This is a genomic window from Azonexus sp. (genome assembly GCF_030824335.1).
Taxonomy (GTDB): Bacteria; Pseudomonadota; Gammaproteobacteria; order Burkholderiales; family Rhodocyclaceae; genus Azonexus.
Genome location: NZ_JAVBXX010000005.1, coordinates 1 through 24,388 on the forward strand (window position 1 = coordinate 1; position 24,388 = coordinate 24,388).

Annotated in this window: 20 protein-coding genes and 1 pseudogene; 5 read left to right on the plus strand and 16 right to left on the minus strand. The window is 56.3% G+C overall.

What is annotated here, in order from left to right; all coding sequences use genetic code 11:
• Window positions 1–6,260: DUF4347 domain-containing protein (locus RCI20_RS01745; protein ID WP_306602777.1), on the minus strand; the 6,260-nt coding region annotated here is incomplete at its 3' end.
• Window positions 6,261–6,384: 124 nt separating this feature from the next.
• Window positions 6,385–7,113 carry a LuxR family transcriptional regulator gene (locus RCI20_RS01750; protein ID WP_306602778.1) on the minus strand — a complete coding sequence of 243 codons (729 nt, stop codon included), beginning with the start codon at window positions 7,111–7,113 and terminating at the stop codon, window positions 6,385–6,387.
• A 179-nt stretch (window positions 7,114–7,292) separates the two neighbouring features.
• On the opposite strand from RCI20_RS01750, the gene RCI20_RS01755 reads away from it, so the two are divergent.
• Complete coding sequence (locus RCI20_RS01755; RefSeq protein WP_306602779.1) at window positions 7,293–7,607, plus strand: putative quinol monooxygenase; 315 nt, start codon at window positions 7,293–7,295, stop codon at window positions 7,605–7,607.
• Window positions 7,594–8,298 carry an autoinducer binding domain-containing protein gene (locus RCI20_RS01760; RefSeq protein WP_306602780.1) on the plus strand — a complete coding sequence of 235 codons (705 nt, stop codon included), beginning with the start codon at window positions 7,594–7,596 and terminating at the stop codon, window positions 8,296–8,298. Before RCI20_RS01755 ends, RCI20_RS01760 begins: the two co-directional genes overlap by 14 nt.
• A 104-nt stretch (window positions 8,299–8,402) precedes the next feature.
• Here RCI20_RS01760 and RCI20_RS01765 read toward each other — a convergent pair whose 3' ends face one another.
• The 4 genes from RCI20_RS01765 to RCI20_RS01780 are packed head-to-tail and all read right to left on the minus strand — an operon-like array spanning window position 8,403 to window position 13,518.
• Window positions 8,403–9,758 (minus strand): TolC family outer membrane protein, encoded by a 1,356-nt coding sequence (locus RCI20_RS01765; RefSeq protein ID WP_306602781.1) that lies wholly within the window; start codon window positions 9,756–9,758, stop codon window positions 8,403–8,405.
• 3 nt (window positions 9,759–9,761) lie between these two features.
• Window positions 9,762–11,147 (minus strand): HlyD family type I secretion periplasmic adaptor subunit, encoded by a 1,386-nt coding sequence (locus RCI20_RS01770; protein ID WP_306602782.1) that lies wholly within the window; start codon window positions 11,145–11,147, stop codon window positions 9,762–9,764.
• Window positions 11,148–11,177: 30 nt separating this feature from the next.
• Complete coding sequence (locus tag RCI20_RS01775; protein ID WP_306602783.1) at window positions 11,178–12,905, minus strand: type I secretion system permease/ATPase; 1,728 nt, start codon at window positions 12,903–12,905, stop codon at window positions 11,178–11,180.
• A gap of 22 nt (window positions 12,906–12,927) precedes the next feature.
• Window positions 12,928–13,518, minus strand: a complete 591-nt coding sequence (locus RCI20_RS01780; RefSeq protein WP_306602784.1) for a hypothetical protein — start codon at window positions 13,516–13,518, stop codon at window positions 12,928–12,930.
• A gap of 99 nt (window positions 13,519–13,617) precedes the next feature.
• On the opposite strand from RCI20_RS01780, the gene RCI20_RS01785 reads away from it, so the two are divergent.
• Window positions 13,618–14,448, plus strand: a complete 831-nt coding sequence (locus RCI20_RS01785; protein ID WP_306602785.1) for a symmetrical bis(5'-nucleosyl)-tetraphosphatase — start codon at window positions 13,618–13,620, stop codon at window positions 14,446–14,448.
• Window positions 14,449–14,638: 190 nt separating this feature from the next.
• Here RCI20_RS01785 and RCI20_RS01790 read toward each other — a convergent pair.
• The 10 genes and pseudogenes from RCI20_RS01790 to RCI20_RS01835 form a co-directional block, all read right to left on the minus strand.
• Window positions 14,639–14,953 (minus strand): annotated as a pseudogene (locus RCI20_RS01790) (lysophospholipid acyltransferase family protein); the annotation flags it as partial.
• Between the two features lie 216 nt (window positions 14,954–15,169).
• Window positions 15,170–15,925, minus strand: coding sequence for a GNAT family N-acetyltransferase (locus tag RCI20_RS01795; protein ID WP_306602786.1), 756 nt, complete (start codon window positions 15,923–15,925; stop codon window positions 15,170–15,172).
• Window positions 15,926–16,006: 81 nt separating this feature from the next.
• On the minus strand, window positions 16,007–16,453 hold the full coding sequence (locus tag RCI20_RS01800) for a glycine zipper 2TM domain-containing protein (RefSeq protein ID WP_306602787.1): 447 nt from the start codon (window positions 16,451–16,453) through the stop codon (window positions 16,007–16,009).
• 6 nt (window positions 16,454–16,459) lie between these two features.
• Complete coding sequence (locus RCI20_RS01805) at window positions 16,460–17,392, minus strand: carbohydrate kinase family protein (protein WP_306602788.1); 933 nt, start codon at window positions 17,390–17,392, stop codon at window positions 16,460–16,462.
• A gap of 6 nt (window positions 17,393–17,398) precedes the next feature.
• Window positions 17,399–18,535: a DUF3426 domain-containing protein gene (locus tag RCI20_RS01810; protein ID WP_306602789.1), complete on the minus strand. Its 1,137-nt coding sequence runs from the start codon at window positions 18,533–18,535 to the stop codon at window positions 17,399–17,401.
• Window positions 18,511–19,401 (minus strand): 50S ribosomal protein L11 methyltransferase, encoded by an 891-nt coding sequence (gene prmA, locus RCI20_RS01815; RefSeq protein WP_306602790.1) that lies wholly within the window; start codon window positions 19,399–19,401, stop codon window positions 18,511–18,513. The genes RCI20_RS01810 and prmA overlap by 25 nt, the downstream gene beginning before the upstream one ends.
• A gap of 2 nt (window positions 19,402–19,403) precedes the next feature.
• Complete coding sequence (gene accC / locus RCI20_RS01820) at window positions 19,404–20,762, minus strand: acetyl-CoA carboxylase biotin carboxylase subunit (protein ID WP_306602791.1); 1,359 nt, start codon at window positions 20,760–20,762, stop codon at window positions 19,404–19,406.
• A gap of 10 nt (window positions 20,763–20,772) precedes the next feature.
• Window positions 20,773–21,222, minus strand: coding sequence for an acetyl-CoA carboxylase biotin carboxyl carrier protein (accB, locus tag RCI20_RS01825; RefSeq protein ID WP_306602793.1), 450 nt, complete (start codon window positions 21,220–21,222; stop codon window positions 20,773–20,775).
• A gap of 54 nt (window positions 21,223–21,276) precedes the next feature.
• The gene (gene aroQ / locus RCI20_RS01830; protein WP_306602794.1) at window positions 21,277–21,759 is read right to left on the minus strand and encodes a type II 3-dehydroquinate dehydratase; all 483 of its coding nucleotides are present in this window, start codon (window positions 21,757–21,759) and stop codon (window positions 21,277–21,279) included.
• A 39-nt stretch (window positions 21,760–21,798) separates the two neighbouring features.
• On the minus strand, window positions 21,799–22,389 hold the full coding sequence (locus RCI20_RS01835) for a hypothetical protein (protein ID WP_306602795.1): 591 nt from the start codon (window positions 22,387–22,389) through the stop codon (window positions 21,799–21,801).
• 50 nt (window positions 22,390–22,439) lie between these two features.
• Between RCI20_RS01835 and mpl the strand changes: the two genes are divergently transcribed.
• Window positions 22,440–23,786, plus strand: a complete 1,347-nt coding sequence (gene mpl / locus RCI20_RS01840) for a UDP-N-acetylmuramate:L-alanyl-gamma-D-glutamyl-meso-diaminopimelate ligase (protein WP_306602796.1) — start codon at window positions 22,440–22,442, stop codon at window positions 23,784–23,786.
• Complete coding sequence (locus RCI20_RS01845) at window positions 23,783–24,376, plus strand: SCO family protein (protein ID WP_306602797.1); 594 nt, start codon at window positions 23,783–23,785, stop codon at window positions 24,374–24,376. Before mpl ends, RCI20_RS01845 begins: the two co-directional genes overlap by 4 nt.
• Window positions 24,377–24,388 lie beyond the last annotated feature (12 nt).

The window sequence follows — 24,388 nt, forward strand, 5'->3', positions numbered from 1 at the left end:
GTCGCATCGCTGTCGATGTAGAGCGTGGTGACGCCTGCAACGCTACTGATCTGCACCGCATTGCTTGCCACCGTGCTGCCGTCACCGGTCGTTACGGTGCCGCCGGTTGACTGACGACCGATCACGCGAATCGCATCGCCGGTACCGAAGTCTGTGATCCGGTCGATGCCGAAGTCTGTGATGCCGGTGTACATCACATAGTTCGCTTCGCTGGCAGTCTCCTCGGGCGCGTAAAGGAATACGTCCGCACCGCTGCCGCCCGTCAAAGTATCGTTGCCCAATCCGCCCACAAGCGTATCGTTTCCGCTCCCCGTAGCTATCGTATCGACACCACCACCGCCGTAAACAATGGAATTCACTATGCCGGTGTCAACGAACGAATCGGCGCCATCGAACATGTAATATTTCAATGCCCCAGCGGCAGGTGTGCCGCTACTGTTGAGCGTGACCTGCGTTGCAATATCCGAATGCGTAACGTGACCAAACCACGGATCTGGCAAACTGTGGCTGTCAAGAACCGCAATGACAGACTCGGTAAAATTGTTGTTTCCGATATTGAGAGTAAACGGTGCAACGTCAAACTCATTGAAGACCGCATAGTCCGTATCGACAAACGTATTGCCGGAAATAGCAACGCTGATACCAGCAAGCCCCTGATAAACCGTTACCCCGGCAACATTGCCCAATCCATCTGAAGGACCAGATATCGAGTTGTCGGTTACGCTTGCATCTCCAGTCTGCCTCAGCATGATGCCCGTAGCGCCGTATGTGTTGTTCTCGAAGCTCAGGTTGCTGATGATGTTGCCAGATATTGTCGCTGTGGTGCCTTTGCGATCATCGTTGCTGGAACCTATCTGCATCCCGTTCTGACCACTTTCCCCGAGTATTCCCATACCGGTAATCTCGTTGTCCGTAATGGTCACATTCAGCTTCGGCCCCCAGGCAATGATGCCCGTCTTCTGGTAATCAAAAATCCTGGAATTCGTTATCGTGACATTCATCACCTGAGCCAGAGCACTACCCGCTTCGGCCAGAATGCCGTAGTTCTCACTAAAGCCCCACTGGTCGTAACTTGCATCACTACGGATGTTCTTGATGGTCACATTGTCGATAAGCGCGTGGCTATCCACTATGCCAATACCGAGAAAATCCTTGTTGCCATTATGAATATCCGCATCTGCCTGATCACGCCCGTCGACGGTAATGTTCTTGATGGTTACCGTACCACTCGCGGCATCCGTATCCACGTTAACGACGGGCATTCGCCAGCGCCCATTATTGGTCAACTGGAAGGGGTCAACGCCCTGAAGATCAAGCAAATCGGGCGACTCAATGATCACACTGCCACCCGCACCGCCCAGTGCATCAACAGTGACTGCCTTGGTCACATTGAACTGCCCTCGGTACGTTCCATCGTGGATGAGGATGTTGTCGCCATCCTTGGCGCTAGCCAATGCTTCCTTGAGGTTGAAACCATCAGCCGCATCACCATCGGCATCCAGTGCCGTTTGGTCGACGTGTATCGTCGCACTACTCACCACGACATCGGAATTCGTCGTGCTGGTCCCGTCGTTCAAGGCCATGCGGATGGTCGCATCGCCATATGGCGTGGCATTGCTGTAGCCAATATGGCGCACCACGTCTTGTACCAAGGAGCCGGAGGCATTGGTATCGAAGCTGATGTCCAGCTTACCCGTGGCACTGGTGTAGGTCCAGGTGGCAAACTGGGTGCCACCTGGGTTGGTCAGCAAAGTGCCGCTGGCATTACTGCCTTGGGCAATGGGACCGCCATTTGCCGTGAAGTTGCCACCCGACGTGAAACTGAACACATCGTGTGCGCTGCCATCCGCCGCACCAGCGGCTTTGATGCGTTGGACGCTCAACGTGCTGCCATTCCAGTTGGCGGCATCATTTTCTGTATCGGTCACCACGGAGGTGCTCACTGCCAGGCCATTGGCCGCATTGGCCAGCGTCACCGTGTTGCCCGTGCCACCGCTTGCACCGTTCAGGTCTAACACGGGTACAGCGTTGGTACCCGATGTGATCGTGCTGCTGTTGACCGCTGCCAAGCTGCCTGACGAGGCCATCAGCGCAATGGACTCTGAAGCGCCCGCATTCGTGTACTGCAGCGTCAGCCCGGAGAACGTAGCCACGCCACTGGAGGGTGTCAGCGTGACGGTGGTGCCTGCGCCATCGGTGTCGCCAGTACCGCTCAGGCTGTTGACGGTGCCGTCCACCGTGCTGTCGGCGGGGTCAGTCACTGCCAGCACAACCGCTGTGGTGTAGTCCGTGTCAAGCAGGTTGTCGGCGTCCACGGCATTGACCACCGGTGCTGTGGTGAAGCTGGTGGATTGCCCGCTGCCAATAGACGTGGGCGCTGGCTGGGTGCCAAAAATCAGCTTGGTTGCCACCACATCGGGGTTGAGGTTGCTGACGGTGGCGCTGCTCAGCGAACCGCTAGCGGCCGTCAGCGTGAAGTTGGCATCGGCATCCGAAGCTGACGTGTACTTCAGCCCGCTGAAGGTGGCCACACCTGCCGCTGCCGCCACGGTGGCCGTGCCACCCAATGTGCCGCTGCCGTCTTCAGTCAAGGCCACGTTGCCGGTGTAGGCGGTGTCCACGTTGCCCCGTGCGTCCACCGCCTGAACCACCGGTTGGGTGCCAAACGCCACACCGCTGGTCACCGTGCCAGACGGCGCTTGCGAATACGCCAGTTGCGTGGCCGTCACATCAATGGCTGCACCAGTACCGTTGGTCACCGCTGCCTGGCTGGCTGCCAGAGTGGAACTGCCAGCCCCCGTGGTGAAGCTGGTGTCGCCGTCCACACTCAAGATCAGGGTGTGGCCCTCTGCCAGGTCGTTGGTGCCGGTGTTGTCGTTGTAATAGGCGCTGACGGTGTAGGTTTCATTGCCGCCGTCAGCCACCGAAATGCTCAGGCCAGAGAAGGTGATTTTGCCGGTGCCCGAGTCGTAGGTGCCCTGCTCGTTGGTGACATCGGGGCCGTTCAGCAAGAACACCATGTTGCCGCGCTCGGCTTGCGTGGTGGTGCCCGACACATCCACCGTGAAGCTGGTGACCGTGGTGGCCACGCTGTCAGCCGTGCCCGCATCGGCAAGGGTGAAGTCGAGCAAGCCAACTGCCGAGCCCGTGGCCATGGCTGTGGTGGCAAAGGTGCTGGGTTCTGTCAGTATGGCACTGGCGGTGACCGTGCTGTTGGCATCCTGAGCTGCCGCAATGGAAATGGTGGACGTGGCGCTGGCCGTAGCGTCATCATTTACTGTGACTGTTACCGTTCGGTCACCCGTAGTAGGTGTTGCATCTACATTTTTGTACTGGATGTTGCGCAAAACCGCTTCAAAAGCAGCCAGGGTTTCACCGCCTGTCAGTGTCAAGCTGGCGGTGCCATTGCCCGCTACGCTGATGCCCGACTGGTGCGCCGCCAGGAGATGGGCATCGGACAGGAAAAGAGTTTCATCGGCACCTGATGCGCCATCTACATGGTCACTCAAGACCGCTGTCACTTTCCACAGACGTGTTTCGCCGTCGGACTGCGTGATGGAGGCTGCGGCATTTGCCATCGCCACGCCTGTGGTAAAGCCTGTGGTGGCTGGGTTGGTGTAATTGGTGCCGGCGGTTGCACCATTCAAATCGACTGCAGCAGCAGTTCCCGAAGCGTACTGCGATTCATAAGCCCCGATATCCACGGTGGTTTGGCGAATACGCTCCAGACCACGGGCATCTGTTGTTCCCGTGATGTAATGGGCATCCCCCGTGTTGATGGCATTGCTGGCATTGCTTGCCAAGCGCAGATCACTGCTTGAGTTGACAAAATTAACGGCATCGCCCACCAGGTTGCTGGTGGCATTGGTCAAGGTCACACCGGAAGTATTCGTTGTGTTTCCAGAAACGATTGCGTTACGAGCAGTGACGCTCAAAGTACCATCCAATTGCGTCTGCCCACCAATCCCTACTGTATTTCCAACAATCGACATCCCTGAAAGCGAAATGGTGACCGAGGCATTCCCCCCTCCAAGGCCATAGATAGCATTCATGTCTGTAGACGCATTGGTGTAGATCGACGAATTGTTAAATGATGCTTTCGTCACACTGACCGCCCCACTACCACCGCCTACGGCACCAAGATAAAACACACCATAATTAATATCAGTGTACGAAAGCGAATTGTCGTAGAACTGACTGTTGTTAACCTGCAAATAGGTATGCTCACTGTTGCCGCCCCCAGTCTGCCCGCCAGCTTGAATCAAACTAGCGGAACCATAACCTGCCGAATTTCCATAAAACGCAGAATTGTTGATGTAAAGCCATTTGTCACCGCCATACATACCAATTGCGGAAGCCCCAATATTATCTTGACCGTTATCGTTGAAATTGGTCATCGAGACATTCTGAATACCCAGCGTTAGTCCAGCATCCTCAGAGAATAAGCCGCCAAAACCGCCGCCGTTGATTGTGAACTTCTGACCATCAAGTAAGAGGTTTTCGCTAATTTTTGAAGCGACCGTTGCCAACTCTGCCGAAAGCGTTACATTCGTCGCCAGCTTGATCGTATCGGTTCCAGCGTTTGCATTCGCCCAATGCAATGCTTCGCGCAGGCTCAAGCCCCCGCCATCGCTCTGGTCCGCCACCAGATTGGCCCCGGCACTTGCGTCATCGCCGGTGTCCACTCCTGAGGTCACCACCAGTGCTGCATTGCTGTCCAGAACAGACACCGTGGCCACCCGATTGACCGTGGTGCTGTTGTTGCTGCCGCCGCTGTCGCCAACGGTGGTCAAAGTAATGGTGCGGATACCTGCGGTGGCGCTGGCATCGCCGTTGAAATACTGGACACCGTCAATCAAGCCACCCATTTGCTCGTTGCTGGCGGACAACCCAGTCAGGGCAAGCGTTGCGGTACCGGAGGCAACAGACACGCTGAAATTTCCCACACCAACAATATTGCCGGTAGTGTTATTCACCAGCGCAACCTTGGTGCCTGCAATGTTCAGGTATTCGGTCGCATCGGATACGTTGCTGACGGTGAGCGTCGCATTGCTGAAAGTCTGGCCACTGTCGTTGGTGGCGGCAGTGACATCACTGAACACGTCAACCCCTCCAGCCAGGCCCTCGATGAAATGTTGCGTTAGGCCGGTGGCGGTGAGGGTGGGGGCGGAACTGACGGATGGAAAGAAATTATTGATCGTCAGATCCGTGTAATTCACTCCGGGAAGGAAAAAGTTATACCAATCAATGTTGTTACCAACCACATTGACGAATGTGCCATCCGTTCCGGTGGCCGCGATTGTGGATGCATCTCCGGCCGTCTCTTTGGCCGGGGTGACGATAACAACATTGCTTATTGTCGATGGTCTTTTTGTACCACTGTCGCTCGATATAAATGTGGGCTGCGCTTCAAAGGTAACGGTCGCTGGATCAAAACTGGCAATGACAGAAGTAAAGTCAAATCTATCCGTAGCAACCTGAAAGTCTGTGATGATATTGTGGGTATGGATTTCATCCTCTACACCAACTCCATTGTTGGCGGCCATCCCCCACGCGTAATCGTTCTGGCTTGCCTCAATGATAGAAAAGGTATCGCTCCCCGGTGTTCCATTCCAAGTAACAGGTGTTACGCTGTTTCCGGGGGAGCTGAGATCAACGGTCCCCAAGATTTGGTTGTAAGCCGTTATGAAAATAGAGGGTGTCGAAACTTCACCATTCGAAGCCGAGACGCTTTCAAGAATCCAATCCCCCCTCAACCCGCTCGCCCCCGTCAAGTCATCCGAAGCCGCCACATCCGCCCCGGTGGCCTGCGCCAGTTTCCCGACAAACTCCACCCCCCCCTGTCCTTCGGCAACGTTGCAGCCGTACACCAGACAGTCGCCACCTGCCGTCAGCGCGCTGCCAATCTGCACCAGCGTGTTGCTGTACTGGCTCAAGTTGGTGCTGCTGAGCGTCAGCGTGCCCAGATCGATGGCCCCGCTGCTGCCGTGGCTCAGCAGATGAACGGCATCCACACTGCCCGCCCCCTTCTGCGCCAGCCAGTCGGCCATCTGGGCCAAGCCGTCTCCTCGGCTGTCTAGCACCACCACTTCCACACCGGAACGCACCCCTTTGGCCAAGGTTTGCCAATCAGCCACGTTATCAAGGATGAAGGCCACTTCGTTTCGTCCATTGTTTTGCTCAGCGTTCCCGAGCGTGTACAGGCTGGCTTCAACGTTTTTTTGCATAGCGGCATTCTGACTAGTGGCTTGCGTGGTCATGGTTAATCCTTATAGCGAAGCGGTTGGGCGGGCGCCAATCCGTCATAAATTGTTACATTGGCACATCGTGGGAATTTCCCACGGCAGAAAAATGCTGAATAGTTGCAGAAAGCTACAGGTCATTTCAGATGCGTTGATGCAACAGGGCAATGGCAATGGCTTGTGCCAAGGTGCTCACGCCGAGTTTTTGCTTGGCATTTTGTAAATGGAAGGTCACGGTGCGCTCGGTGATGTTTAGTCGTCGGCCGATTTGCGCGTAGGTCAGCCCGTCACGCACTAGGCCAAGACACTCCCGTTCCCGGGTGGTCAAAGTGGGCTGCACTATCGCAGCCCCCCCGGCACTGAGGCGGCAAATACACTCGTGCAGGTAAAGCGCTCCGATTTGCACCAGCGGATGCACCGCTTGCAGGTCGACCTTTTCGTCCTCGCAGTAAAAACACAGCGAGGCTTCGTCTTCGTGATCACGAATTGACAGATCAAAACCCTTGGCGATGCCAAACTCTCCGATTTCCTGATAAATCCGCACTTGCTCTGCAGAATCTTGCGGTCGACGCTGGTTGGCATACCAAAACTGCGGCACGACGGATTTCCTGGCCGCGGCATAAAGAGGGTCGACGGCAAAATAGTTGCGCTCGACGAAATGAGCAATCCAGCGCCGGACAATCTCGGAGCCTTCGATCAGGGGGGCAGTTAGCCGGTTACTGGAATAGACCAAGCCACTGAATCCTAGCGGCACGATGAGTTCGTAAAACTTCGCTGCGCTCTCCTCCGGTGTCGACGAACTCAAAATTCCGGGAAAATGGTCATAACCCTCTGATTTGTTCATATTTTTATGATTCCTGACCTGATCCAATGATTTTCAGAGAAGGGCAAAAAGTGCGATAGCTGTAGAAAGCTACAGCCTCGAGTATAGGGTTACTCGCCTTGCACTTGTCATCACACTGAATTGATTACCAAGCACCTCCATGGTAGAAACCTGTAACCATCTGGATAACTACGGAAATCCGTGGGATTGTTATTACTTGAGGAAAGATGAAGCCACCGAAATCGACCTGCTGCGCCATGGTGACGCTGCGAATACGGGAAGAACACGATCTTCCGGCGGTATGGCAGGCATTGGCCGCATTGCAGGCACTGACTCGCCAGGAGTCGGGCTGTCTGCGTTTTGATCTATTTCAGTTCGCAGAGAAGCCTGACGCTTTGCTGCTGATCGAAGAATTTGTCGATGCGGCGGCTTTTTCCCGGCACTTGCAGGCCCCTTACACGCAAGCATACTTTTCTCTGGCGATGACTGAGGTTGTCGAAAAAACGCCACTGCTGGAATTGAAAATAGATGTTGCAGGCTGATACATTCGCCGCGCTGGATGCTGCGTTCGCCCGTGTCAGTTCGCCACAGCAAGCCTTTGCCGTGACTTGCGAACTGGCTTACCAACTGGGTTTCGAGCATGTCATTCACGCACCGGTGAGAAATCATCCGGATGCAAGGAAAAACTGGGCGGCAACCAGTTATCCATCAGCCTGGCAGGAGATTTACGTTGCCAAGGCCTATCTGTCGCGCAATCCGGTTAGACAGCGGGCTGCAATCAGCTCGCAACCCTTTCTCTGGTCATCGCTGGAAAATGAACTACCCGCGAAAGAACGCGAGTTGTTTCACGACTGCCGGGCCTGTGGCATGCGGGATGGTTATGTCGTACCGATTCACGGTGCCTGGGGGCAGGCCGTAGCTATCGGTTTTGCCTGTCAGTCACAAGAAGCGATCGTCAATCCCGGAAAAACCGCTTTGCAGTTGCTCGCTTATAAATTGCATCACCTGTTTGATCAGTCATCCGCCGAGGCGCCGATCAAAATCACGAGACGCGAAAAGCAACTGCTGATTTATCTCGCACAAGGTAAATTGAATTTGGAAATTGCCGATGCAATGAACATTTCCGACAATTCAGTTGAGTGGCACCTGAAAAATATTTACAGGAAGCTGGCCATCAACAACCGGACAGGGGCGGTGATAACGGCGATTCAGTTGGGCTTGTTGGAGCTTTAAAGCACCACCATGCATGGAAAAAGCCCGCCGGGAACGATGACTTCCGGCGGGCTTTTCGGTCGACTGAGAAATGGGTGCTTAATCCACTCGGTACTGTCACATGCTTATTGAGGCACCGGGTCCAGCCAACTCTGGATCAGCTCCACGTCTTCGTCGCCCAGCAAGCCAGCCGCAGAGCGGAGCTTCAGGCGGGACAGCACGTAAGCATAACGTCCCTGCGCCAGATCACGCTTGGCCGTGAAGAGCAATTGCTGGGCATTCAGCACGTCAAAGCTGGTGCGCATGCCGGCTTCCTGGCCTTTCTGTGCCGAATACAGCGCCACTTCGTTCGACTTGACTGCCTGCTCCAGTGCCTTGACCTGTGCCACGCCATTCATCACGTTCATGTATTCCTGGCGTGCGCTGGTGGTCAGGCTGCGTTTGGCAGCTTCCAGTTCATACCTGGCTTTTTCCCGCAGTGACGCAGCTTGATTGACCCGGCCCTGCGTACTGCCACCGGAAAAAATGGGGATGGACAATTGCAGACCGATCGAATTCATCTGACTGCGGGTATTCAGGTTGGTGTAGCTGGGATCTTCGTAAAAGGAACGCGATGCCACGATATCCACAGTCGGCAGGTGTGCTGCCATATTTTTGTGCACTTCCTTTTCCGCCACACGCAAACCGGCCTCTCTGGCCTTGATCATTGGATTGTTGTCGGTGGTGAACTGAACCCACTGGTCGATTTCGACCGGGTTAGGCAGATCCAGCGCCAAACGTGAGCCCAGACGACTGAGATCACGATGCACCGTACCGACCAATTGCTCCAGCGAACGAATCCGTACTTCCAGATTGTTTTGTGCTGCCAGCTCCTGGGCTGCAATGCTGTCGTAGCGGGCCTGCGCTTCATTGATATCGGTAATGGTGCCGACACCTGCTTCAAAGTAGCGCTTGGCCTGTTTGAGCAGTTCATCGATGGCTCGTTTCTGCTCGGCCATCAAGGTGACGTTGTCGCCTGCGAGCAAAACTTCGAAGTAGGACTGGGCCAAACGCAGGATCAGCTCCTGGCGGGCCTGGCGAACAATGCCTTCCGCCTGCTGAACTTGCGCATGGGATTGCGAGTACGCCAGCCAGGCCTGCGGCCGGAACAAGGCCTGGTTCAGATTGATCGAGGCGTTCTTCGGATCGAACTCGTACTGCTGCCTTTGCTCACCAAACACGTTAGTACTTTTGACGGTCTGGTCGTTTCTCATCTTGGAAGCGCTAACCCCAAGCTGCGGCAAGAGTTGTCCCCGTGACTGGGTGATCAGGCTGTCGGCCGCCTCCCGCTCGGCTTTCGCCGCCGCATACTGAGGGTCGTCTTGCTGGGCAGCACGATACAGTTCAAGCAAGCCGACCGCCTGCGCACTCACCTGTACATTGAGTAGCGCAAAGGCCAGCAGTGCAAGTTTTTTCAGGCGTGGTTTCCGGTATGCGCTCATCAATTACATCTCCTTCATGCCGGCATTAAGGCGGGAAGTCAGTGGGCGCATCAGATAATTCAACACGCTGCGTTCGCCGGTCACGATCACGACATCAGCCTGCATCCCCGGCTGCGCCTTGATCTTGTGCTTGACGATTTCAGCTTCGCCAGCCGGCGTGATCTGAATTTTCGCGGCAAAGTAGGAATGACCTGTTCTTTGATCGGTCAGAGCGTCGGCAGAAACATGCACGACCTCACCCTCAATCGTTGGCTGAGCGCCACCCGCAAGGATGATTTGCAGATGCATATTGGCTTTTTGTCCAACGTGAACCTTGTCGATCAAGTTGACCGGCAACTGGGCTTCGATGACCAGCTTGTCACCTTCAGGCACGATATCCATGATTCGGTCACCTGGCCGGATGACGCCACCAACCGTATGCGCTTCCATACCGACCACATAGCCATCGGTCGGCGCCTTGATCACACTACGTTCGAATTCATCGGTCAATGCCGTCAAACGTTCGAGTTGAGCACCGGCTTCGCGCTGAACTTCAGTCATCTGGGTTTCAACTTCCTTGCGGAAATCCTGTTGCCGCTGCAGCTTGCGCAGGCGAACCTCGTTGATCGACGACTGGGCACGGGAGATGGACGCCAAATCTCCACCGCGCGTACCGGAGAGGTCGGCATGCACACGTTCAAGTTCGTACAGCTTGTTACGTGGCACGAAACCCTCCTCAACCAGGCCACGGATGGACGTCAACTCTTTGTCCAGCAACCTGATTTGCGACGATTTCCCGGCCTCGAGCGAACGCAGGCCCTGAATCTGGTCGTTCAAACCAGCAATCGCTTCGTCCATAGACCCCAATTCATTCATCAGCGAGGAGCGACGGGCCATGAACAACTGGGATTGCGAACGCATGGCTTCAGAGGCACGCGGATCGCCAGCCGCCGCCAGCAAATCGGCAGGGAAAACGATCGATGGCTTGTTGTCGCGCTCGGCAAGCAGTCGATGCTCCGTTGCCTTCACCGAGTAGTACTGACCACGCACGATATCGAGTTGGGCCTTGATGTCGGTATCAACCAGCTTGACCAACTCATCGCCCGCTTTGACTCGATCACCATCGCGCACACTGATGCTGGCCACGATACCGCCGCGCAAATGCTGGATTGTCTTGCGCTTGGTGTCCACGCTGACTACCCCCATGCCGGGAACGCCTTCATCCAGCGGCGCGAGGGCTGCCCACAGCAGAAACCCGCCGAACCCGATGATCAGGGTCAGCATGCCAAAGCGGACGACCGATTTTTCGTCGGACTCAACTTTTTTGGGTTTTAAATCCAGCCCCTCGACATCGGCCGAACCTTCGATTTTTTTGACCAACCGGTCGTAAATTTCGCGAATTTTACTCATCTCTTACACGCTCTCAAGGAGATCTAGGGGTCAGGCCTTGCCTGGGTTGGCCAAAGCAGTTTGTTGCGCCTGCTGGGCCCGTTGTTGCAAAGACTGCAATACCTGATCACGCGGGCCATAGAACTGCACCGCACCATCGGCGAGTACCAGCAACTTGTCGACCACACCCAGAATGCTGGTGCGGTGGGTAATCAGCAGAACCGTCGTACCGCGCTGCTTGAGAGCCTGCACGGCGCTGACCAGAGCGGCTTCACCGTGCTCGTCAAGGTTTGAGTTCGGTTCATCAAGCACCACGAAAGATGGCGTGCCATACATTGCCCGGGCCAGACCAATACGCTGACGCTGACCACCGGACAACCCGGTGCCGCTATCGCCAATTTGCGTATCGTAGCCATTCGGAAAACGCAGGATCATTTCATGCACACCGGCCAACTTGGCGGCTTCGACGACTTGATCGGGATCAACGTTGCCAAAGCGAGCGATATTTTCCGCAATCGTGCCTTCAAAAAGCTCGATATCCTGCGGCAAATAACCCACCGTCGGCCCGAGCTGTTCCTTGTTCCAGGTAAAGACATCGGCGCCATCGAGGCGAACCTTGCCGGCCATGGCCGGCCAGACACCCACCAACAAACGGGCCAGGGTTGATTTACCTGAAGCCGAAGGGCCGATCACACCAACGATTTCGCCAGCCGGCACCGTAAAACCGACTTGTTTCAGAATCAAACCTTGCGTACCTGGTGCGCCAGCCGTCACACCTTCAACCAGCAGATTGCCCAACTGTTTGGGCAAATCCATACCCTCTTCGCGCTTCGGATGTTTATCCAACAGATCTTCCAGACGGTGGTAAGCCGCCCGCGCCGACAGCAACTGTTTCCAGACACCAATGGCCATCTGCACCGGACCCAGCGCCTTGCCCAACAAAATGGAGGCGGCGATCATGCCACCCGGCGTCAGCGTACCTTCGATGACCAGCAATGCGCCGATGCCGAGCACCAGAGACTGCACGGCCACACGGGTCGCGCTGGTCGTGGCAGAAATTGCCGCGGCTTTTTCACTCGCCTCATTCTGCAAGGCAAGGAACTTCAGCTGCTTTTCCATCCAGCGACGCTTCAGGTTGCCCAGCATGCCCATCGCTTCGATGACTTCGGCGTTGCGCAGATTGTTCGTCGCGTAGTTGTTGGCGCCAATGGCCACCTGAGTCGCTTCAGCCAGCGGCTTGCGCGTCGATATTTCGGTCAACCAGGCCAAAGCGAACAAAACCAGCGAAGCGATCACGGCAAAAAGACCCAGCCAGGGGCTCAGCAGGAAGATCACGATCAGGTAAATTGGCGCCCAAGGGGCATCGAAGAAGGCAAACAAGCCATTGCCTGTCAGGAACTGGCGGACATTGGTCAGGTCACCCAAGGCCTGGCCTGCATTACCGCCGGCCCGTTTCAGGTTGCGCTCGAAGGAGGCGACAAAGACCCGATCATTCAACTTCATGTCGAGTTGAGCCCCCACACGGATGAGCAGCTTGGAACGGGCCAGTTCGAGCATGCCCTGCATGACGTAGAAGCCGATCAGGATGACCGTCAGCATGAGCAAGGTCGTCTCGTTGCGACTTTGCAGCACACGGTCGTACACCTGCAACATGTAGATCGATGGAACCAGACCGATCATGTTGATAAACATGCTGAAGAGTCCCGCCGTATAGAACATTCGGCGAAACGAGTAGATCACTGTAGTGAGCTCACTCCGGGGCGTAATGGCTTTTTTCATGGTTTTCTATGACACGGATAAATCAAGCGGCCAGAACCTTCGGCTCTGGATCGACAACGATAAGGTACTCGGGTAATTCGACGGATTGATTTTTTGACTCAGGCTCATCACCAAAACTAAAAGCCAAGAAAAAACCCTGCTCGTCGCGCGTAAGCAATACTTCCTTCAACTTCTCTTCGATAAAACGGGTCTCATCCGCTGGCGCAAGTCCCAATTCGAAACGCATTCGCCCATCCAGGGTAAACATCGACAACTTGCCCTGACGAATATTGAGCGTATGGCGATCAAAATAAACCGGTGCCGAAGCCGCAAACTGCAGCAATGGCAAAGCAGCTTCCGGATTTTTGGTGATGCACCACGGACTGGCCGGCGCCTGATAAATCAGGCGAGCCGAGCGACAAACCGAATAAATCGCATTGCACACCATCTGCGCTCCCAACTCTGGAAAGCTGTCGCGCAACTTGCGATAGGCCAGGTGATGCAATGCAACGCGATTCCAGCAACGCGTATCACGAACGATCGGCCCGAGCTGGTTGCAAGCCTGGGCAAACAGTGCCTGCAAGCGGGCCAGGCTTTCGCGCTGGGCCGGATTGGCATTGAGTCGGATAAACATTCTGGAGTTCATATAGGACAATCTTAATCTACATTCCTATATGAAGCAATGAGCAGAACGATTGATGCATAATTACGGACTACCAACGAGGTCACGCTAATGTCCACCTACGCCATCGGCGATATCCAGGGCTGCTACGATTCACTGCAAAATCTGCTGGAAAACTGCGCTTTTGATCCAGCGAAAGATCGCCTGTGGCTGGTCGGTGATCTGGTCAATCGCGGGCCGAAATCTCTTGAAACACTGCGTCTGATCAAATCGTTCGGCAATTCAGCACTGACCGTACTAGGCAACCACGACCTGTACCTGTTGATGGTTGCCGAAGGCGGTGCCAAATACCGCGCCAAGGACGATACGCTGGATGCTGTGCTCAATGCACCGGACCGCGATGAACTACTTGACTGGCTACGCCAGCAGCCGCTCTGCCATACCGAAGGCGATTATTGCCTGGTACATGCCGGCCTGCTGCCCCAATGGAGTATCAAACGGGCGCGTGAACTCGCGCGCGAAGTCGAAACCCAACTCCAGGGCAAGGATTACCGGGAGTTCGTCCTCAATCTGTGGGGCAGCGAACCGGCTGCCTGGTCGGATGAACTGAAAGGCTGGGCACGCCTGCGAGTAATCGTCAATGCGATGACCCGAATGCGTTTCTGTACCAAGAAGGGATTGATGGACTTCAAGGCCAAAGGCAAGTTGAGCAACGCGCCGGAAGGTCATCTGCCCTGGTTTGATCTGCCGGATCGAAAAAGCGCCGATAGCGTTCTGGTCACCGGGCACTGGTCGGCGCTCGGCCTGCGCATCACACCAAATCTGCTGGCACTCGATTCGGGCTGTTTGTGGGGAGGGCATCTGACTGCCGTTCGTCTGGAAGATCGCCGGATATTTCAGGTCGATTGCTCACCAACGGAAGTCCTGCCGCTAAAGCGATAGCCTCCCGCGCTTCTGCCGCCACCTGTTTTCGATCTTCACCATGCAAGCCACGCAGCGGCGTACTGACCAGCCTGGCGATGATGCGACGACGCTGCAGAATGGCCTTGGTACATTGGCCCAGCGAAATATCCCCATCGTAACGCGGCGCCAGACTACGCTCTCCGTTCGGCTCCCAGTAGGAAATCGCCAGCGGCAGTACCGGCCGGCCAACCGCCAGGGCCGGCTGAATCAATGCCGCATGAAAATGCAGCAAACTACGCCCATCTGTCGTCGTTCCCTCGGGAAATACCGCGACCCGCTTTCCCTTGCCCAGCAAGTCGGCAATCTGTCGATTGATGATTTTTGCATGCCCACGACTGCCGCGCCGGAGAAATACGGTGTCGTTTTTTTCTGCCAGCCAGCCAATCAATGGCCAGTGACGGAGTTCCTCTTTGGCGACAAAAGCGGCAGGCATCGCCGCATTGATCACCAGAATATCAACCCAGGACACATGATTTGCTACCACCAGAACACCCGGCGCCAAATGCGCTAGATCGGCTTCGATTCTGATGCCGAGGGCACCGAGCGCGGCTTGTGCCCAATGCTGGCGTAGCGCAATTCTGTAGCGTTCGCAGCATAAGGGAACAAGCAGCAATGAAACAAGCGCGCCGCCGAAAATCAGCAAGCTCAGCCACGACAGGCGAAAGAGGCGAACAAGAAAATTGGTTTCGTTCAGGCTGACTTATCCCAGATAGTGTTTGGCGTAGCGGCCGGAAAGCTTGGCCATCGGTAACAGGATGGGCAAATCGGCCGTGTTGAAATCGGGATCCCAGGCCGGTTGACCGCAAATCCAGGCCCCGGCACGCAGGTAACCCTTGATCAACGGCGGCACATCGGCCGGACGATCCTGCTGCAGGGCAGCCAGTGGCAACGGACAGCGCGGAAAAACCCGATACTCCTGCGGCCCCAGATGATCCACAGCTAGACGATTATACAGACTGGCCGCCGCATGGCCGCCATCCGCCATGCTGACCGATGCACAGCCAATCAGGTAATCGTGACCGCGCTCGACCATGTAGGCCGCCAATCCCGACCAGAGCAGGCCAATCGTTGCCCCGCTTCGGTAATCCGGATGAACACAGGAACGACCGATTTCAACCATACGCGACCGCAGGTGCTGCAAACGTGTCAGATCGAACTCGTTTTCCGAGTAATAACCGATCAGTCGCGCATTGTCCGGACCAAGGATACGATAGGTACCAACCACTTCATCGCTTTGCCGATCACGCACGATCAGGTGCTCGCAATAGGGATCATAAATATCGTGATCGACCCCAGGCGTTCGGCTCGGCAAATTGGCCCCCATCTCGCCAGCGAAAATACGATGGCGCAAACGCTGCGCCTCCAGCACTTCGCCATTATGGCAAGCCAGACTGACCGTCAGATTTTTGGGGTCCGGACGACTACGCAGTGCGCCCCAGGTATGGACATGTTCCATGCACGTTCTCCGTTTTGTTGACGGAAAACAGCATGCCGAAGCCTTGTTACACGCTTATTGCCTGATTTTTACTACCGGGTTTCAACGGGTAACGCGTGTTTCACCGCCGCCGGAAACCAGGCGAACGTGATCGCCGGCTCGAAACTCTCCGGGCTGTGCATCCTGAACGATGACCACAGTTTTCCCCCCTTCCAGTTCAACCGTAATTTCCAGCGCCTGCTTCTTGGTCACATTTTCCTCGATGGCGCCACCAGCCAGACTGCCCGCCACTACACCGATAATGGCACCAACGATCTGCCCCTTACCGCCCCCCAGGTTACTGCCGGCAATGCCACCGATCGCCGCGCCGGAGATACCGCCCAGCCCGGTTTTCGTACCCTCCACGCTAACGACACGCACGGATTCGACAACGCCTTTACGCACCGACATTTCCCGCCGTGCCTGATCGCGGGAATAAACGTCACCCGACTGACCCGAAGCACAACCGGCCAGCAACACGACTGAAAGCAGCAGAACAAAGGAACGCATCAATTTTTACCAGGGCAATGCGCCAAAAGCGCGTTGATAGCGAACGGCAATTTCCTCACGGCTCGGCTGATGATTCTGCCCGCCGCGATGGGCAATCTTGATGGCTCCCATCACCGAAGCAAGCCGCCCGGTAGTCGGCCAATCAAAGCTATTGGCCAAACCATAGAGCAGACCGGCCCGATAAGCATCGCCGCAACCTGTCGGATCAAGGATCGCATCGGGTTCGACACAAGGAATATGGAGACGTTCGCCCTGCACAAAAATCTCGGAGCCTTCAGCCCCCCGCGTAACAATCAGCGCCCTGACCTCAGCGGCCAGTTGTTCGAGGCTATGCCCCGTACGATCACAAGCCAGTTTGGCCTCGTAATCGTTAAAACAGGCATAGTCCGCCAGCTTCATGAAGTCGAGCAGATCGTCGCCGCTGAACATCGGCAAACCCTGACCCGGATCGAAGATGAACGGCACGCCGGCGGCAGCGAAATCCCGCGCATGTTGCATCATTCCCTCACGTCCATCGGGTGCCACAATACCAAGTTGCGCATTGGCGCGGTCAACCTTGTTCAAATGGGAAAAACCCATGGCCCCCGGATGGAAGGCCGTGATCTGGTTATCGTCCAGATCGGTGGTAATAAATGCTTGCGCGGTAAAGCTGCCGGGCACCTGTCGCACATGACTGCGCGAGAGACCAAGCTTGTCCAGGCGATCCAGATAAGGCTGCGCATCGTCACCGACTGTTGCCATGATTTCCGGCTGCCCGCCGAGCAACATCAGGTTATAGGCGATGTTGCCGGCACAACCGCCGAATTCGCGGCGCATTTCCGGCACGAGAAAGGCAACATTCAGGATATGAATCTGTTCCGGCAGAATATGATTCTTGAATCGGTCCGGAAAAACCATGATGTTGTCGAAGGCGAGCGAACCGCAAATCAGAGTGGTCATATTCGGTCAGGGATAGAAAATATAAAGGCGATATCCCGCAGCACCGATACCCGACGCTTCAATCCACAAGCGAACAGCCATATCGGCATTGGCAGCAAAGGCGCTACCTGGGGCATCGGACGGAAGATAGTCGTTGGCAGCAATGACCCGGCGGGCGACCACCCGGTCATTGACGTCGGTCAGCGTCAGCTCGAGACTCGGCCAAGCCTGAGCGAAGGGCGCCCGGTTTTTCAAGGTCGCGTTCAGCACAAACAGGCCGCGCCCGCTATCCAGCTGGAGATCGGAGGTTTCGATGGAAACCAGCGCCTCGTCTTTCGGCAAGGGAACATCAACGCCAAACATGCCATAAACGCCAGCCAGCACAGGTAAACGCAAAACAATTTCGCTGCGGTAGTGATGGGACAACTGCCCGAACAATGCGAGCAACAACAGACCAAGAAAAACCAGGTAAGGCCATAAAAGCACTTTGGACGACGAACCGCCAAAGTCGTCCAGGCCGTTGCTGGCCAGCGCCCCCGCCGACCAGCGATTGAAATTGGCCGCATCGTTCAGTTCACGAACGGCAACCAGCCCGGCTTCACGTGCAGCCTGCGTGCTTTCTTCCGGTGTTTCATGCTCCGCTGCAAGCGGCGGAACAGGCTCAGACAGGTGAGCCTCGACAGCAGACGACACCAAACCATTTGCCGCTGGCTCTGGCTCTGGCTCTGGCTCTGGCTCTGGCTCTGGCTCTGGCTCTGGCTCTGGCTCTGGCTCTGGCTCTGGCTCTGGCTCTGGCTCTGGCTCTGGCTCGGGCTCGGGCTCGGGCTCGGGTTCGGGTTCGGGTTCGGGTTCGGGAACTATCGTCTGATTTTGCAGATCGATCAATTCCGAAGCAGGCTCCTCCGGCAACGCTAGAACAGCTTCAGCTTGCCTGAGCGATGAAGCTGCAGACAAACTGACATTCATTTCGGCATCCAGCGGCGCCACCTCGGCGGGCGAGGCAATGGCGTCCATCTGCAGATGTTCAAAAGCATTGAAAACCTTCTGACACTGACCGCAACGAACCTTGCCGGCCTTCAGCCGCAGTTGCTCGGAAGTGACACGGAAAACCGTGCCACAACCCGGGCAACGGGCGCGACTCAGGCTCGGCGCCCGCTCAGACATACCCAGTCCTCGCGCACATCGGCTACCTCAAGGGCAATCCAGGGTGCGTAAACAGCGATGATCTCGTCGGCCTGTTCGCGCAAGATACCGGACAAGGCGAGCGATCCACCGGAACGCACATGAGCGCAGATGGCCGCAGCCAGAACACGCAAGGGATTTGACAGGATATTGGCGACCACGACATCGTACTCACCAGCCAGCGGTGCCGCCGAATCTGAAAATTCAGCACTGACTGCATTGCGTTCGGCATTGGCATTCGCTGCTTCGACGGCTTGCGGATCGATATCGACCCCCGCCACCCGAGCAGCCCCAAGCTTTGCTGCAGCAATGGCCAGAATGCCCGAGCCACAACCATAGTCGAGTACGCTATCACCGGGCTTCACGGTGCGTTCCAGCCACTCGAGGCAAAGTCGGGTCGTTGGATGCGAACCGGTACCAAACGCCATGCCCGGATCGAGAATCAGGTTGATGGCTGCGGGATCGGGGGATTCATGCCATGAAGGCACAATCCACAAGCGGCCGGAAACCCGGATCGGATCGAATTGCGACTGAGTCAGTTGCACCCAATTCTGTTCTTCCACCGCGTCGACCGTAAAAGTCGGCACCTCGGGCAGGCCAAGCTGCTCGGCAGCCGCGGCCAACATGGCGGCAACATCGGCATCCGGTTCGAACAGCGCTACCACTCGCGAATGGGTCCAACCCGGCGTATTGACCGACCCCGGCTCACCAAACTGCGGCTGCTCGTCGGGTGTTCCCGCATCGGCGTCCTCGATGCTCGCCGACAAGGCACCAATCTCGATCAGCGCATCGCAAATCGGATCGGCCTTTGCCGCATCGGTAAGAAAACTGACGTTTTGCCAGGCCATGCTTATTTCTTGACCTCGCTCTTTTCAGCCAGCATGTGTTCCAGATAGTGAATGCTGGTGCCGCCTTCATTGAAGCGGGCATCAAGCATCAGTTCCTGATGCAGGGCGATATTGGTCTTGATTCCCTGAATGCTCATTTCTGACAGCGCAATGCGCATACGACGAATGGCCTGCTCGCGGGTATCGCCATAGGAAATCACCTTGGCGACCATGGAGTCGTAATGCGACGGTACCCGGTAACCCTGGTAGATGTGCGAATCAACGCGAATCCCCGGACCACCCGGCGGATGATAAAACTCGATCTTGCCGGGAGATGGCACGAACGTGAAGGGATCTTCGGCGTTGATGCGGCATTCGATGGCATGCCCACGCAGCACAATATCCTTTTGACGGTAGCGCAGCTTTTCACCGGCAGCAACGCGAATTTGCTCCTGCACGATGTCGACCCCGGTAATCATCTCGGTGACCGGATGCTCGACCTGGACTCGTGTATTCATTTCAATGAAGTAGAACTCATTGTTTTCATACAGGAATTCAAACGTCCCGGCACCGCGATAACCGATCTTGCGGCAGGCTTCGGCACAACGCTCGCCAATGCGGGCAATCAGTCGGGGCGGAATATGGGGGGCTGGCGCCTCCTCGACAACTTTCTGGTGCCGACGCTGCATCGAGCAATCGCGTTCGCCCAGATAAATGGCACTTTTATGCTGATCCGCCAGTACCTGGATTTCCACGTGGCGTGGGTTTTCCAGGAATTTTTCCATGTAGACCGCAGGATTACCAAAGAACTGGCCAGCTTCCTGACGCGTCATCTGTACCGCATTGAGCAGCGCCGCCTCGGTATGCACGACGCGCATGCCGCGTCCACCACCACCGCCAGCCGCCTTGATGATCACCGGATAACCGACGGCACGGGCAATGCGCACGATCTCCTTGGGATCTTCCGGCAAGGCGCCCTCAGAACCCGGCACGCACGGCACACCGGCAATCTTCATGGCATCTTTAGCAGAGACCTTGTCGCCCATCAGGCGGATGGTTTCTGCCCGTGGCCCGATGAAGACAAAACCTGAGGTTTCAACGCGCTCAGCAAAATCGGCGTTTTCCGACAGAAAACCGTAACCGGGGTGGATTGCCTCGGCGTCGGTGACTTCCGCTGCAGCGATGATCGCCGGAACGTTCAGATAGCTCTGGGCAGATGATGCAGGACCAATACAAACCGACTCGTCGGCTAGCTTGACGTACTTGGCATCACTATCAGCCTCGGAATGCACCACAACCGTCTTGATGCCAAGCTCGCGGCAGGCGCGCTGAATACGCAGGGCAATTTCACCGCGATTAGCGATCAGTATTTTTTCAAACATGACTGGCCGCTCAGCCGATCACGAACAACGGTTCACCAAATTCAACCGGCTCACCGTTATCGAGCAGGATGGCCTTGATCACACCGGTCGCATCGGCTTCGATTTCATTCAGCAATTTCATGGCTTCGATGATGCAAAGGGTTTCACCCTGCTTCACCGACTGGCCGATCTGTACAAAGGCATCGGCACCGGGCGACGGAGAACGATAGAAGGTACCGACCATCGGCGACTTGACGACGTGACCTTCGGGCAAATCATCCTCTTCATCGAGGTTGACCGTAGAAACAGCCGGTGCGCCCTGTGGCGCAGGTGCCGGCATGGCATATTGCTGCATCGGCACGCCAACTGGCGCGTAATGCTTGGCGATACGGACCTTTTCCTCGCCCTCAGTCACTTCCAGTTCCGAAATGCCGGACTCCTGAACGAGATCGATAAGTTTCTTGAGCTTGCGCAGATCCATGTTAACTCCTTAAATTTTCGCGCACATTACGTGCATGATCACGACAACAGTCGCTTATTGATCCAGATTTATTTTGTTGAGCAGGTATTCGAGGGCCAGACGATAGCCCTCATGCCCCAGACCGCAGATGACACCGATGGCCAGGTCCGAGAAATACGAGTGATGCCGGAAAGGCTCCCGGGCATGAACATTCGACAGATGCACTTCGACAAAGGGGATAGCCACCGCCGCCAGCGCATCGCGCAGCGCCACGCTGGTATGCGTATAAGCCGCCGGATTGATGATGATGGCGCGCACCCCTTGCTCACGTGCTGCATGGATGCGCTCGATCAGCGCACCTTCGTGATTGCTTTGAAAGGCTTCCAGCTCGACCCCGACACTATCCGCCATGCGCGCCAGCGCAAGGTTGATATCGGCCAATGTTACCGAGCCGTAGTGCTCCGGTTCGCGAGTACCAAGCAGATTCAGATTTGGCCCATGCACCACCAGGATGCGAGGTTTATCTGTCGACTTGGAAGCAGTTTTTCGCTTCGTCATAGCTGCGAGTTTGCCGCAAATCGCCGCAACTTGTCCAGTCTACTCATTCAATGCAAGACGTAGCTCAGCCGCCCGGATGCGTGCACGAACTCTTCCGTCCCGGTGCTTCAGGCTCACCCGTTCCATGTGTGGCGCCAGGATAATCAGGCTGGCATCTGCCGTGTCGGTTTCAATCTGCAAAACTGCCTCAACCTTATCGCTACGCGGCTCGGCATGCGTCACATCGATACCGCGATTGAGCAGGAATATTTCAACTTCTTTCGCGCTGTCGGCAAAAAGCAGGATGTCAATGTGTGAATGTTCGCCCGCCGTGCCATCCAGCACCGAGCCGGTCAGGTAAGGGTTGAATGCTGCCAGCAAGTCGAGTAGCTCAAGCGCCGTATGACGCATGGCAGCCAACAACTCGGCATGCTCCTCGCCCTGATACAGGCTGCGATATGCCCGCAATTCGGCTTCAACCTCGGCGTTATCGGGAAAGGCGACATGTTCGCCCAACCCCAGATGACGAGCCGCTTTTTTCTTGGCTTGATAATAATCACTGATACCGTCTTCAGCCATCAGACGGGCCGCCGCAGCGGCGATGGCGGACCGCGTACCAACTCCCGGGCGCTGTTTTTCGTGGCGAGGCATGATGTCTTGCTCAGGGTAGAATCCAGTTCATTCTAACCACAGTACGTGACATGCACATTCATATTCTCGGCATCTGCGGCACCTTCATGGGGGGCATCGCCCAACTGGCTGTCGCTTCCGGCCACCGAGTCACCGGCTGCGACGCCAACGTTTACCCGCCGATGAGCGACCAGTTGCGTCAGGCCGGCATCGAACTGATCGAAGGCTTCGATCAGGAACAACTGGCACTGAACCCCGACATCTTCGTCATCGGCAATGCCGTTTCACGCGGCAACCCGCTACTCGAAGCCGTTCTCGACAAGGGCCTGCCCTATGTCTCCGGCCCGCAGTGGCTGGCAGAAAATGTACTGCAAGGCCGTTGGGTGCTTGGTGTGGCCGGCACCCACGGGAAGACGACAACGAGCTCGATGCTGGCCTGGATTCTCGAAGATGCCAACATGTCGCCCGGTTTCCTGATTGGCGGCGTGCCACTCAATTTCGGCGTCTCGGCCCGCCTGGGCGACACACCATTCTTCGTGATCGAAGCCGACGAATACGACACTGCCTTCTGCGACAAGCGATCGAAATTCGTTCACTACCACCCGCGGACCGTCATCCTGAACAATCTTGAATTCGATCATGCTGATATTTTCGCCGATCTGGCAGCTATCGAGACCCAATTTCACCATCTGATACGCACCCTGCCGCAATCCGGACTAATCGTTGCCAATGCGGAGGAAGCCAGTCTTGGGCGAGTTTTAAGCCGAGGCTGCTGGACGCCGGTCGAGCATTTCAACGACTCGGCCGGCTATCGCATGACGGGCGACGACACGACAGGAGAACTCATCCTGCACGGCCCGGGCGGCGAGATCGGCCGCTGCATCTGGCAACTCTCCGGTGCACACAACCGGGCCAATGCCTGCGCGGCCTTGCTTGCTGCCCGCCATGTTGGCGTGCCTTTCGACAAAGGACTGGAAGCGCTGGCCAATTTCAGCAATGTCAAACGCCGGATGGAAGTGCGCGGCATGGTTGACGGCATCACTGTGTACGACGATTTCGCCCACCACCCAACGGCCATTGCGACCACCGTCGACGGCCTGCGGCGCAAGGTCGGTGATGCACGCATCCTGGCCGTCCTCGAACCACGCTCGAACACCATGAAGCTGGGTACGATGAAATCCCAGCTCCCGGATAGTCTGAGTGCCGCTGATGCCACCTTCTGTTACGCTGGGCAATTGGGCTGGGATGCGCGCGAAGCACTCGCCCCCATGGGCGAACGGGCCTGCGTCCACGACGACATTGCAGGCCTGGTCAGTGCCATCGTTGATGCAGCACACCCCGGCGACCACATCCTGGTCATGAGTAACGGCGGCTTTGCCGGCATCCATAACCTTCTGCTTGAAAGACTGGGCAAATGAATCGTCGCGAATTCATCACCACGCTGTCAGCCATCAGCCTGATTGGCTGCGCTGGCGACGGCGCAAATCCCGAGTTTCGCAACACGGACCTCTCAGCCGGCAAAATCTTTCCGAGCGCAAATTTGCTCGATAACAGCGGTCGACCGCGAAATTTCGAGGAATTTCGCGGCAAAGTCCTGATTGTCTTGTTCGGCTACACCAGTTGCCCCGACATCTGCCCCGGCACGCTACGCAAATACGCCAGCCTGATGCGCACCCTGCGCAACCAGGAAAGTGAAAAGATTCAAGTCCTGTTCATTACCGTAGACCCGGAACGCGACACGCCGGCGCATACCGATACCTACGTCAAATGGTTCAACAAGAGCTTTATCGGACTATCGGGAAATACACAGCAGATTGCCGACGTTGCCCAGCAATTCAAGGTCATTTACAGCAAGCAAGCCGTTGAAGGCGGCATGGGTTACGTCATCGATCACAGCGCCGGCGCCTACGTCATTGACCCGAAAGGTCAGTTACGCCTGACCTTCGCCGAAAACGCCCTGCTCGAACCGATTGCCGCCGATCTGCGCGTTCTGCTCGACGGAAAATAAAAACCCCGCGCC

Coding starts and splice junctions, on each gene's coding strand:
- RCI20_RS01810 (WP_306602789.1), bottom strand. CDS start 18,535: ATGTCTGAGCGGGCGCCGAGCCTGAGTCGCGCCCGTTGCCCGGGTTGT.
- RCI20_RS01755 (WP_306602779.1), top strand. CDS start 7,293: ATGAAGCCACCGAAATCGACCTGCTGCGCCATGGTGACGCTGCGAATA.
- RCI20_RS01805 (WP_306602788.1), bottom strand. CDS start 17,392: ATGACCACTCTGATTTGCGGTTCGCTCGCCTTCGACAACATCATGGTT.
- prmA (WP_306602790.1), bottom strand. CDS start 19,401: ATGGCCTGGCAAAACGTCAGTTTTCTTACCGATGCGGCAAAGGCCGAT.
- accB (WP_306602793.1), bottom strand. CDS start 21,222: ATGGATCTGCGCAAGCTCAAGAAACTTATCGATCTCGTTCAGGAGTCC.
- accC (WP_306602791.1), bottom strand. CDS start 20,762: ATGTTTGAAAAAATACTGATCGCTAATCGCGGTGAAATTGCCCTGCGT.
- RCI20_RS01795 (WP_306602786.1), bottom strand. CDS start 15,925: ATGGAACATGTCCATACCTGGGGCGCACTGCGTAGTCGTCCGGACCCC.
- RCI20_RS01765 (WP_306602781.1), bottom strand. CDS start 9,758: ATGAGCGCATACCGGAAACCACGCCTGAAAAAACTTGCACTGCTGGCC.
- RCI20_RS01785 (WP_306602785.1), top strand. CDS start 13,618: ATGTCCACCTACGCCATCGGCGATATCCAGGGCTGCTACGATTCACTG.
- aroQ (WP_306602794.1), bottom strand. CDS start 21,759: ATGACGAAGCGAAAAACTGCTTCCAAGTCGACAGATAAACCTCGCATC.
- RCI20_RS01800 (WP_306602787.1), bottom strand. CDS start 16,453: ATGCGTTCCTTTGTTCTGCTGCTTTCAGTCGTGTTGCTGGCCGGTTGT.
- RCI20_RS01770 (WP_306602782.1), bottom strand. CDS start 11,147: ATGAGTAAAATTCGCGAAATTTACGACCGGTTGGTCAAAAAAATCGAA.
- RCI20_RS01760 (WP_306602780.1), top strand. CDS start 7,594: ATGTTGCAGGCTGATACATTCGCCGCGCTGGATGCTGCGTTCGCCCGT.
- RCI20_RS01835 (WP_306602795.1), bottom strand. CDS start 22,389: ATGCCTCGCCACGAAAAACAGCGCCCGGGAGTTGGTACGCGGTCCGCC.
- RCI20_RS01775 (WP_306602783.1), bottom strand. CDS start 12,905: ATGAAAAAAGCCATTACGCCCCGGAGTGAGCTCACTACAGTGATCTAC.
- RCI20_RS01845 (WP_306602797.1), top strand. CDS start 23,783: ATGAATCGTCGCGAATTCATCACCACGCTGTCAGCCATCAGCCTGATT.
- mpl (WP_306602796.1), top strand. CDS start 22,440: ATGCACATTCATATTCTCGGCATCTGCGGCACCTTCATGGGGGGCATC.
- RCI20_RS01780 (WP_306602784.1), bottom strand. CDS start 13,518: ATGTTTATCCGACTCAATGCCAATCCGGCCCAGCGCGAAAGCCTGGCC.